The organism is Streptomyces sp. NPDC008079, assembly GCF_042957385.1.
GTDB lineage: Bacteria > Actinomycetota > Actinomycetes > Streptomycetales > Streptomycetaceae > Actinacidiphila.
The window spans coordinates 214,125-226,174 of record NZ_JBIBIC010000005.1 but is presented as its reverse complement, the minus strand read 5'-3'; the positions used below and the strand labels follow the sequence as shown (position 1 = coordinate 226,174).

At 72.7% G+C, this 12,050-nt stretch carries 4 protein-coding genes; 2 read left to right on the top strand and 2 right to left on the bottom strand.

Going from position 1 to position 12,050, the window contains the following annotated elements; genetic code table 11:
- Positions 1-3: 3 nt before the first annotated feature.
- On the bottom strand, positions 4-312 hold the full coding sequence (locus ACFZAM_RS14400; protein WP_188282265.1) for a WXG100 family type VII secretion target: 309 nt from the start codon (positions 310-312) through the stop codon (positions 4-6).
- A 55-nt stretch (positions 313-367) separates the two neighbouring features.
- Positions 368-1,270, bottom strand: coding sequence for a hypothetical protein (locus ACFZAM_RS14395; protein ID WP_391045924.1), 903 nt, complete (start codon positions 1,268-1,270; stop codon positions 368-370).
- Positions 1,271-1,479: 209 nt separating this feature from the next.
- Here ACFZAM_RS14395 and ACFZAM_RS14390 point away from each other — a divergent pair, with 209 nt between their 5' ends.
- Both ACFZAM_RS14390 and ACFZAM_RS14385 read left to right on the top strand, forming a co-directional pair.
- Positions 1,480-9,354: a putative T7SS-secreted protein gene (locus ACFZAM_RS14390; protein ID WP_391045922.1), complete on the top strand. Its 7,875-nt coding sequence runs from the start codon at positions 1,480-1,482 to the stop codon at positions 9,352-9,354.
- Complete coding sequence (locus ACFZAM_RS14385; RefSeq protein ID WP_391045920.1) at positions 9,351-12,041, top strand: right-handed parallel beta-helix repeat-containing protein; 2,691 nt, start codon at positions 9,351-9,353, stop codon at positions 12,039-12,041. Before ACFZAM_RS14390 ends, ACFZAM_RS14385 begins: the two co-directional genes overlap by 4 nt.
- Positions 12,042-12,050 lie beyond the last annotated feature (9 nt).

Below are 12,050 nucleotides of genomic sequence, written 5' to 3'. Positions count from 1 at the left end.
CCGTCAGCCGTTGGCGGCGTCGCGGATCTTCTTCGCCAGGTCGGCGTCGTTGTCCGCCATCGACTGCTTGATGCCGCGGAACTGCTCCGCGAAGTCCTTGATGCCCTTCACCGCGAGCAGCAGGCTGGAGTTGAACTTCTCGTACGACTCCTTCAGCGCCGCGCTGGACTGCTCGAAGACCATGCCGTCGTCCAGCAAATTGTTCACGTCGGTGCGGAGCTGGTTGAGCATCGGGACGATGTTCTCGTTGGCGGTGTCCAGCTTGGACGAAGTGGTCTCGATCTTCTCGTAGTCGAGGGAGATGTTGGGCATCGCGGGTGTGCTCCTCGCGGGTTGACGGGCCGGGCTGACGGGCAGGTTGACGGCGCTAGTAGCCGATGTAGTCGTAACTGGGGTCGGGTTCTTCCTCGCTGTCCACCACGCCGTCGCCGTCCTCGTCGCCGACGAGCTTCCACTCCGCGCCCGCCCCGGTGCGCGTGTAGTCGCTCTCCTTGCCGTCACCGTCGGTGACGGCCATGGTGCCGCTGCCGTCCTCGTTGATGTGGACGTCGGAGTGCGCCTTGCTGCCGTCGGCGTAGACGGTGTCCGTGATGTACGACCGGTGGTCGTCCTGGTACGTGGTGGTCGAGGTGTACGTCTGACCCGCGCCGGTGGTGACGGTGGTCTTCTCCGTGACGACGTTGTAGTCGTCGTCCAGGGTCAGTTGGGTGTGTACGGTGCCGCCGTCCGCGGTGGTCAGCGTCTTGTCGGTGGGCGGCGCGCCGGGGTCGGTGGGCTCGGGCCCCGGGTCGGACGCCGAGCAGTACGCCGGGGCGGTCTCGCCCGGCGCGACCTCGCAGGAGTCCGGATTCGCCTGGTACTGCTCCCACAGGTCGTGGTCCTTGACCCACTGGTCGTGGCCCAGCCACGCCTTGTGCTTGGCGACCCAGTCGCTCAGGCCCATGTCGGCGCTCATGATGCCCGCGCCCTCGGCGATCTGCGCGTCCATGTTGAAGAAGCCGTCGGCCACCGCCCCGAAGGTGTCCCCGAGTTGCCGCAGGTCGTCCTCGGCCTTCTCCATCGGGTGCTTGGAGCGGTAGTACAGCGTGCTGAAGGCGGCGGTGAGCTGGGCGTCGCCGAACACGTCCTGCGCGTCGCCCGAGTCGTCGTTGCCGAGCGTGGCGTAGTCGCTGTTCTTGAGCGTCGGCCCGATCTTGTCGGCCAGCTCGTGCAGGTCGTTGCGGGCGGTGTGCAGAACGGTGTAGTCGAGCGCGAAGTCGACCAATGCCATCTCCTCCTTACGGGCGCCGGGCGCCGGGGGCCGCCGGGGTCACCGGAACCAGCCGGTCCGACATGTTCACGTACCAGCGGTCCCCGCGGTTCACCCAGGTCCGGGACGTGGGTCCGGGACTTCCCGCAGTGAACCGCCGGGGCTCCTCGTACGTGAGACATGCGGCAGACCTTCGCGGCACACGGCGGTACGGCAGGAGAGGACCCGGAATGCCACGCCCCATGGACTGGGACGCGCTCGGTGTGAGCGGCGACCCCACGCCCGGCGACCCGGTGCGGATCCACACCGTGGCGACCTCGATCGGCGACCTGGGCAGGACCGCCCGGGAGATCGACACCGCGATGGAGACGGTCCTCAACAAGACCGGGCCTGAGGCGTTCTCGGGCGAGACCGCCGAGGCGCTGCGGGACCAGATCAGCGGGCGGCTGCGCGGCTTCGTACAGAGCATCGCCGAGGCGTTCGAGTGGTCGAGCACCGCTCTGACCACGTACGCGGACGCCATGTCGACCGCGCAGAGCAAGGCGGACGCGGCGCTCGACCAGGGGCGCGGGCTGGCCAAGGACGACCCGAATCTGGAGACGCTGGCGAGCACCGCGCGCGACGCGGGTCAGACGCAGAAGGACGCGGCGAGTGCCGCCACCACCACGCTGCGCAAGGCGTCGGGCAACATCAAGTCGCCGGTGTCCGGCTGCGCGGAGTTCTGGGAGATCTTCCAGTGGATCGCCATCGCGCTGATCCTGCCCGCGCTGATCTTCGGCGGTCCGATCGCGCTGGTCGCGATGGCGGTCAACCTCACCATCTTCATCAAGACCGCGGTGGACTTCGCGCAGGGCAAGGTCGGCGCGCTCGACCTGTTCCTGTCCGCGCTCGGCATGATCGCGCCCACCACCCGCGCCGTGCCGATCTTCTCGCTGATCGCGAAGGGCTTCAAACTCGGCTGGCAGGCCATCAAGGCGGGCGGCATCGCCACCCTGACCTTCCTCAAGGACATGATGACCGGCATCGCCAAGCCGTTCGTCGCGCTGCCCTCGTTCAGTGAACTCGCCCACCTGACCGGGAGCTGGACCAAGGCGGGCGGGCTGTGGCTGTCGGGCGTCGGCAAGGGCCTCGGCCAACTCGGCGCCAACGCCTTCAAGGTCGGCTCGCTCACCGTCCTCACCGGCATCAAGGGAATTCCCGCCTTCTTCAAGGGAGTTCCGGAATTCGTCACCAACTTCGGCAAGGGCAGCGCGACGTTCTTCAAGAACGAGTTCGGCGGCGCGAAGTGGCTGCGGGTGTTCCTGCCCGCCGAGGGCGACGAGATCGGGAAGTTCGGCGTCTTCGGCGCCATGAAGATCGCGCTCGTCGACCGCGGTGTGTTCGGCAAGTTCAAGTACGGCGCGGCGGACATCGTACGGCCCGGCGTGCAGGCCGTCGGCAGCGGCGTCAGCCACCTGCCGACGCCGGAGTTCAGCGGCGCGGGCCACTCGGCGCCCGGCCTGTTCATCCCCGACCCGCCCAAGCTCAGCCTCGACCTCGGGCCCAAATTCAGCGACTCGATCACCTTCAGCTTCCAGGCGATCATGGGCAAGGACGCGCTGCTTGACACCCCGATCACCGAACTGTCCTCGATGCACCTGGGCGAGTGGGCGAACGTCACGCACACCCCGACCGGCATCACCTTCGACGTCGGCGCAGGGGTGCACGCGCTGCCGCCGCCCGCCGCCGCGATCCTGGCTCCGCCGCCGCCGATCCACATCTCCACCACCGGCATCAACACCGCGGGCATCGGCGCGACCGGCGTGCACGCCCAGGTCGGCGCGCCCTCCTTCCACGTGCCGGGCATCGGCGCCAACGCCGTCCCCAGCCACATCGTCACGCAGGCCACCGACCTGGTCGTGCCGCCGCAGACCGTGGTCTCCTCGATCGGGGTCCCGCACATCACCCCGGCGGCCGTCGTGACCACCCCGCCCGCCGGGACCGTGCACACCTTCACCCCGACCACCCCGGTGACCAGCGCCCATCTGACGAACCCGGCCGCGGCGATCGCCACCCCGCCGCCCGCCTCGGCCGTCAACGTCAATGTGAACGTCAACGTGAGCGTGGCGGGCGCGGTCTCGATGCCGCCGCCCGCCGCCACCGCCGGTTTCGCCCACACGGTGCCCGCGCCCGCCTTGCCGCACCTGGCCACCAACGGCGCGTTGAACTTCCACGCGGCGACCGTGCCGGTCACCGGGCACGTCCCCGCGACCTTCACCGGCGGCGTCACCCACGTGGTCACCGACATCCACACCGGCGGCTCCTTCAACGCGCTCGACCTGCTGCACACCCCGAACCCGGTCGCCGTGCACGCCCTGGCGCCGACCCCCAACGCGCTCATCACCGGCACCGCCGCGAACATCGCCAACAGCCACACGATGGCGACGCTCGCCCAGCACATCTCGGTGGACCTCGGCCCGGTCCACACCGTCGGGCACACCGCGAGCGACCTCACCCCGCCGCCGACCACCGCGCTGACCGCGACCCCGCCGCCCGCGTCGGTCGTCTCCGCCCCGCCGCCCGCGAGCGTCACCCACATGCCGCCGCCCGCGACGGTCGCCCAGGTCCCGCCGTCCGCCGCGGTCACGCACATGCCGCCGCCCGTGGCCGTCACCCACATGCCGGGTACGCCCGCGGTGACCACCTTCGACCTCGGCGGTACGGGCGCGGGGGTGGGCAAGGGCAAGGGGCCCGAAGTCCTCACGGCCAACGGCAGCGGAAGCGGCGCGGCGGGCGTGGACCTCCCGCCCGCGCACCGCTTCGACGCCGCGATGGACCTGCTCGACAACGGCTCACTCGGCCGCCCCTCGCCGCTGCCGCACCCCGCGTCCGGACACGGCACAGCTGGCCACGGCGCTTCGGGCCACGGGGCTTCGGGCCACGGCGCGGACGGCCCGGCCTTCGCCGGCACCGCCGTGCCGGGACTCGGCGACAAGGCGTTCGCGGGCGCCCCTGCGCGTTTCCCCGAACCGGCACACGTCCCAGAACCGGCACACGTCCCAGAACCGGCCCCCGCTCCCGAACCGGCCCCCGTGCCCGCCGCGACCCCGCACACGACCGGTGACGTACGGCTCGGCGGACCGCCGCCGCGGCTGACCGCCAAGGAACTGGACCGGGCGTGGTCGGCCGACAGCGAGCGGATCGGCGCGCTGTTCGGCCCGGCGACCGACCCGTCACGGCCGCTGCGCTTCGACGCCTGGGGCGACTTCGTCCTGGCACGCCACTACCTCGGGCGCCTCGAACAGCACCTGGACGACCTGCGCGCGATGCCCGGCGGACCCTCCAGCGGCGAGTCCCGCGCGGTCACCGAGATCAGGACCCAACTGGCCGCCGCCCAGCAGCAGTTCAACGTCGCGGTACGCGGCCTGCGCGAGCACGGCATCAACCCGGCCGCGATGGACCAGCACATCACCGACCTCAACCTCCAGTCGCTGCGCGAGCGGCCCCGGCTCCTCGGCGGCGCGGTGCCGCCGCCCGTCATCCGGGTCGAGGGCGCCGAAGGCGGGCGTCTCATCGAGGAGTCGGTGCCGCTGAGCGGCCCGACCGGCCTGCCGCACGGCCTCAGCGTCAGCATCGGCTACCACGTCAACGGCGTGGACATCAGGCTCCTCGACGGCGCGGGCAACGACCTGACCGCCACCACCCACCAGGTCGTCCAGGTCAACGGCGGCGGACTGTCCGTCCACGACGTGAACACCGGCATCCGGCAGACGTTCGACTCGCACGGATCGCTGCGCGCCGAGACCGTCCCGCTGCGCGGCCCGCAGGCGCCGCTCGGCACCGGCATCTCCGTCACCTTCGACCCGACGGGCGCGGCCACCCACCACCTGGTCACCGGCGGCGCCGTGGACGCGGGCGCCACCGTCACCCGGCTGCCCGTACCCGGCGACGGCTTCCGCGTCGACCGCGCCGCGACACCCGGCACGTCCGCCACCTACCAGCTCTTCGACTCCGGCGGCCTGCACCTCGCCGACGGCCACGGGCTCCACACCGCCACCGGAGCCCCGCACTTCGTGGAATTCCCCGCGCCCGGCCGGGGCGGCGGCGCACAGCTCCTCGACGCCAACGGCGCGCCCGTGCACGGCTTCACGCCGGTCCGCGAGACCGACGCGACCGGCGCCACCGTCGCCGTGCGGATCGACCGCAACGGCGCGGACGGCGCCTTCGTCCGCCACGACATCACCGGCGGGCAAGCCGTGGAGACCGGTACGCCGCTGCGGCTGCCCGGCGGCGCGGCGGACGGGCGGCTCGTGGTGCGCCCGGTGGGCAGCGGCGCCCCGCACATCGAACTGGCGGGCGGCGTCAGGCTCGGCGGCGTCCAGGTCTTCGACCACGCGGGAGGCGGCCTGCGCGTCGAACGGCCCGGCGGCGCGGGACAGGCCATGACGTACCAGCGCTTCGGCCCCGACCACATGCTGGCCGGGAACGGCCGCCAACTCCTCGGCGCGGACGGCCGACCGAGCGGCGCCGTGGACTTCCCCGTCGGCGGCGGCGCTGCCGGGCACCTGGACGGCGCGTGGCAGCCGGTGCCGCACCACGCGGTACGCGTCGACCTCGACCCGGCCACCGGCAACCCCGCCACGATCCGCGTCACCGACACCGGCCGCGGCGACTACTGGACGCACGACCACGCGGGCGGCCACCTCGGCGACCACGCCGTGATGCTGCACGGCCCCGGCGGCGCGCCCCTGCACGAATTCGGCGTCACCCGCCATCCGGCGCCCGGCACCATGGGCGCCGCCCAGCGGCTCGCGATCGACGCCAACGGCGTAGCGCTGCCGCACTTCGCGCCGCACGGCGACGGCTGGCGCGTCACGGACCGCACGGCGGGCGTACGCGGCGGCGAGTACCGGCAGTTCGGCGCGGACGGCGGCATCCACCAGCAGGCGATCAACGTCACGCGCGACGGCGTCCGCGTGCCGGGACAGCGGTTCGTCCTCACCTTCACGCCGAACGCGAAGACCTGGCAGCTCATGGACACTGTCGCGGGCGCCCCCTTCACGGGCGCCGGGCGCGGCCTGCTGCACTCCGGGACGGTCGACGTGGCCACCGACGCGGGCCACGTCAAGCTGGTCGCCAAGCCCGGCAAGAGCGCCGTGGAGGTCTTCGAACGCCGACCGCTGGCGACCGGCGGCTTCCTCGACTCCCTCCGCCGTACCGACGCGAGCGGCTTCGGCAGGCTCTCCGGCCAGAACACCCGCTGGACGCACACCGACAACGCGGGCAATGTCACCAACTGGGGCCTGCGCAACGTCGGGACGCTGGACGGCAAGGCGTGGCGGGGCATCGACCACCACGGCACCCTGGTCCACGAGTTCCGCACCGGCATCGACGGCGGCGGCGTCCTCGGCGTCCGCGACGGCGCGGGCGACTGGTCGTGGGTGCGCTACGACGCCCACCACCGGCCGGTGCTCGGCGGCAGGCGCACGATGGACGCCGACGGCGGCTGGACCGACCATCTGCGGCTCGGGGGCGACGACATCGTCGTGCAGCGCCAGTGGGGCCCCGCGCACCTGCCGCAGTCCCACGCCAACCACTACCGCGAGGCCGTGCTCGACCCGGCCAACGGGCACCTGCCCAAGACGGTCACCATCGACCCCAACGGGGCGAATTCCACCAGGCAGTTGTGGAAGGAGCAGTCGGAGCACGGCAAGTCGGCCGGAGCCCTGGAGAAGCTGCCGGACCACCAACTCCTGGAAGTCCGGCGCTGGTCCGAGCAGCGCCCGCCGCAGTGGGTCCGCAAACATCTCATCGGCATCGGCGACGCCGTGTGGGACACGCACGGCTTCCTCAAGGGCGACACCCGCTTCCAGATGTCGAAGTGGACCAGGACGGATCTGGCGACCGGCGCCGAGACCCACGGCTTCCGCTTCACCGCCATGAACGACAACGTGCTGGACATCGCGGCGGACGGCACCTTGACGCGCGGCACGTTCAAGCTGGACCACGGCAACACCCTCACCGTCGGCGACTCCGTCACGCTGCCCGCGGGCGTCGCCCCCGTCGCCCATCGGATGCCGTGGACCGAGGGGGCGGGGAAGCTCTCCGGCTACCGGATCGAGACGCCCGGCGCGCCCGGCGGCCGGATCTGGGAGGACCACTTCAAGGTCGACCACAACGGGGCCTTCACCGGCGGCGACTGGTACGGCGCGGACGCCACCCCGACCCGGGTGGCGCGCGCGGGCTACGCGGACGGCACCGTCGTGGAGTTCCAGCCGGTCCCGGCCGCCGGGACCGTCCTGGACGGCGGCCCGGGCGTGCGGGCGGGCGCCTTCGAGGGCAACGGCGGCCCGGCCCTGACCAAGAACGTGCACGGCGCGCCCATCGGCGACGTACGGACCTGGCCCGGCGCCGACCTGCGGCCCGGCCACGGACACGGCCCGACGACCGTCACCACCACCGCGCCGCGCTCCCGGCACTGGGACTGGTCGGGCTACAACGGCCGGTCCGACACCCGCCATTGGGCCTGGGACGGACTCGACGGCGCGGGCAACCGCACCACCGGATTCACCGAGTTCGGCCGCGGCTTCAACGGCGCCACACCGTTCGACGACTCCTTCCGCGCGTATCTCCGCACCGACAACGGCCCGGTGGCGATCCGCGGCCGGGACATGCTCGGCGGCGGCGAGCACGTGGACTCCTGGCGCGTCACCAACCCCGACGGCAGCCACCAGTGGCGCTGGGCGAAGTACGACGCGTTCGGCAACGCCGTGGACTTCCACGGCGCCGGCACCCGCCAGTGGTGGAATCCGCGGGCGGGCGGCGGGGCCGGCGCGTACGTGGACGACTGGTTCACCGGCGCCCGGTTCTTCCGCGACCGGGTCGACCTCGGCGGCGGCGCCGCGCCGATCACCGTCCGCGAGGTGCCCACCACCAGCACCACGGGACGCGTGCGCGAGTACCTGCCCGACGGCACCCGCCTCGGCCCCGGCGCCCCCAACCCCGTGAACCTGAACGTGTGGAAGGAGTTCGACCACAACGCGGCCGTCGTGGAGAGCAAGGCCGTCGGCACCAACCAGATCCTGACCACCGACGCCTGGCGCGGCCAGTGGGTACGGCACGACGGCAACGGCGTCATCCACGCCCAGGGCTCCGACAGCGGCTACATCTTCGAGGCGGACACCTTCGGACGCCTCCAACTCACCGGACGCGGCGTCGACTTCCGCGGCCCGGCGGCCGAACTGCGCGGCTGGGGACGACGGCTGCGCGAGCCCAACCGCATGCAGTGGAAGACCGACCTCAGCGGCCTGGACATCTCCCGGATCGGCGACGGCCTCTACCAGCCGCAGTGGAAGCTGGTCATGGAGAAGGCCGCCATCGAACTCTTCCAGGAATTCGTCCTGGAGTTCACCGCGAATCTCGCTGTCAACGCGATCGTCGCGGACATCCAGAACAGGCCGTTCTCCGGGAAGGACGCGCTCAAGGCGTTCGCGAACGCGAGCGTGAGCGCGGGCATCAAGACCGCCGTCGGCAGCCTCGTCCACGACAACAAGATCAGCGGGTTGCAGCGCACCGGCGACTGGCGCAACGGCCTGGCCAACACCGACAGCGGAAAGCCCTGGTACCGCAAGCCGATGAACCACGACAAGCACTGGTCCAACGAGTGGGCGGGCAACGAGGCCCCCACCCGCTGGCGCGGCGGCATGTACGACTTCGGCTACAACGCGGGCACCTCCACGCTCGCCGCGTGGGTCAACGGCAGCATGAACGCCTCGGTGTTCGGCATCACCGACGCCAATGGCGACACCGTCTACCTCAGCGGCGGAGCCGCGGCCCTGGACGGCCTGATCAACGCCGTCTCCGGCATGACCGGCGCGGTCAGCGTCGGCGCCATGAAGAACCTGTTCATCATGGGCGGCGGCAGCCGGCTCTTCCATCGGCAGGGCTTCGCCGAGTTCTTCCTCCAGTTCGGCTGGAAGCTCCCCGAGAAGGTCTTCACCTCCCAGCTCACCAACTGGTACCGCGCCGGCATCAACCCCTGGTGGTACCAGGGCGGTTACGGCGACACCGGCACCGCCGAGACCGGCACCGGCACCTCCGACACCAGCGGGGAGCCGCAGCCGTGACCACCGAGCGTACGACCGCCCACACCGTCCACGTCGCCGCCAAGGGACGCGGCGCCCACCGTACGATCGCCGCCGCCGTACGCGCCGCCCGGCCCGGCGCGACCGTCCTGGTGGAGCCCGGCGAGTACCGGGAGTCGCTGACCGTGGACCGGCCGGTGGTGCTGCGCGCCGAACACGGCGCGGGCAGCGTCACGCTGTACCCGGCGGCCGAGGGAACGCCCGCGCTGACCGTGGCCGACGCGCACTGCGCGGTCCACGGATTCACCCTGCGCGGCGCCGGCCCCGGAGAGGCGGCGGTCCGGGTGACCGACGGTTCGACGCTGGCGCTGCACGACTGCGTGGTCCTCGGCGGCCGGGTCGAGGTGACGGGCACGGACGCCGACGACGGCTCCCAAGGGATGCACGGAACAAGGGAGTTGGCTGTCCCCGACCCCGACGGCCTGGACTTCGACGCCGACCCCGACCCCGATCCGGCCCCGACCCGCGACCCGGGACCCGCGCTGCTCCTGCTGCGCTGCCGGATCGCGGGCGCGGGCGGCGCGGGCCTGCACCTGTCGGGCACCGCCCGCGCCCGCGCCGACGACCTGCGGATCGAGGCCGTCGACGGCACCGCGGTCGTCCTGTCCGGCACCGCCCGGCTCTCCGCCGAGCGGCTGCGCGTACGCGACTGCACCGGCACGGGCCTGCGGATCCGGGGCCGGGCCGCCGCCGCACTGGTGGACTGCGCGCTGGAAGGGACCGGCGGCAGCGGACTGCTCGTCGAGGACGAGGCGGCGCTCGTCGCGGGCGACACCCGCGTCACCGGCGCGGGCGCGGTCGGCATCCGCCTCACCGGCTCCGCCACCGCCGAGATCGCCGACTGCCGGATCACCGGCTCCGTCACCAGCGGTCTCGTCGCTCAGGACGCCGCGCGGCTGGCCGCCACCGGCTGCGCGGTCACCGACTCCCGCGCCAACGGCCTGCTGGTCCTCGGCGCCGCCACGGCCCGCCTCGCCGACTGCGCGATCTCCGGCACCGGCTACAGCGCCGTCCACCTCGCCGACGCCGCCCAAGCCGACCTGCTCGACTGCCGGATACGCGACAGCGCCGAGCACGGCCTGCACGCCGTCGGCACCGCGCACGCCGACCTCACCGAATGCGGCCTGTCCCGTATCGCCATGACCGGCCTGCACACCGCGCAGACCGCGACCCTCACCGCCCGCGGCTGCCGCCTCACCGACACCGCGACCGGAGTGCACGCCGTCTCCGCCGCGGGCACCGAGTTGGAGCACTGCACGGTGCTGCGCGCCGCGAAGACCGGCGTCGAGGTCGGCGCGGGCGGCGGCGTACGGCTCTCCCACGTGCGGGTCGTCGCCGCGGGAGCGGCCGGGATCGTGGTCGACTCCGGCGGCACCGCGCGGGTCGACGGCGGCTCCGTCGAAGGCAGCGCCGGCTCCGCGATCGTCGTGTGGACCGGCGCGTTCCCCGAGGTCAGCGGGGTCTTCATCGACGCGCCCGCGAAGAACGGCATCTACCTCGCCGAGGACGCGGGCGGCACCTTCACCTCCTGCGAGGTCGCGGGCGCGGGCTTCCCCGCCCTCCACGTGGCACGCGGCGCCGCCCCGGTCTTCCGCCGCTGCCGGGTCCGCGACTGCGCCGAGGATCTGGGCCAGGACGAGGGAGCGCGGCCCGCCTTCGAGGACTGCGTCTCCTACGACGTACGGCGGCCGACGATTCCGCAGCTCGGCGGGGGAGCGGCGGGCCGGGCCGGGGGCCTGCCCGCGTCGCCGTCCGGGACGGCCCCGCCCGGCGCACCCGGTGACGACGGACCGGACCCGGACGCGCCGGAGGAGGATCTGGACGACCTGCTCGCCGAACTCCACTCGCTGGTCGGCCTCGACGGCGTCAAGGGCGATGTCGGCTCCCTGGTCAAGCTGATGCGGACGGTACGGCGACGGCAGGAGGCCGGGCTGCCCGCGCCGCCGCTCAGCCGCCACCTGGTCTTCGCGGGCAACCCCGGCACCGGCAAGACCACCGTCGCCCGGCTCTACGGCCGTCTGCTCAAGGCGCTCGGCCTGCTGCGCCGCGGCCACCTGATCGAGGTCGACCGCAGCGCGCTGGTCGGCGAGTACGTCGGCCACACCGGGCCGCGTACCACCGCCGCCTTCCAACAGGCCCTGGGCGGCGTGCTGTTCATCGACGAGGCGTACGCGCTGTCGCCGCTGCACAGCGGCAACGACTTCGGCACCGAGGCCGTCTCGACGCTCGTCAAGCTCATGGAGGACCACCGCGACGACATCGTGGTGATCGCCGCGGGCTACCCCACCGAGATGGACCGCTTCGTCTCCTCCAACCCCGGCCTGTCCTCCCGCTTCAGCCGCACCCTGCACTTCGTGGACTACGACGCGGCGGAACTCGTCTCGATCGTGGAGCACCAGGCGGCCGAGCACCGCTACGAACTCACCGAGAAGGCCCGCGCGGAACTGAGCGGCTTCTTCGACCGGATGCCGCGCGGCGAGGGCTTCGGCAACGGCCGCTCCGCGCGCCAGGTGTTCCAGGAGATGACGGAACGTCAGGCGCAACGGGTCGCGGAACTGGCCGATCCGCGCGCCGAGGACCTGGTCGCCCTCGAAGCCGACGACTTGCCGCCGCAATCCGTGGCCCTGCCCGCGGCACCCGCCGTCGCCCGCCCCGTCCTCAGACTCTGAGGAGACGCC

Bases quoted from the DNA above. Each gene is read 5' to 3' on its own strand.
- ACFZAM_RS14395 (WP_391045924.1), bottom strand. From the start codon at position 1,270: ATGGCATTGGTCGACTTCGCGCTCGACTACACCGTTCTGCACACCGCC.
- ACFZAM_RS14400 (WP_188282265.1), bottom strand. From the start codon at position 312: ATGCCCAACATCTCCCTCGACTACGAGAAGATCGAGACCACTTCGTCC.
- ACFZAM_RS14390 (WP_391045922.1), top strand. From the start codon at position 1,480: ATGCCACGCCCCATGGACTGGGACGCGCTCGGTGTGAGCGGCGACCCC.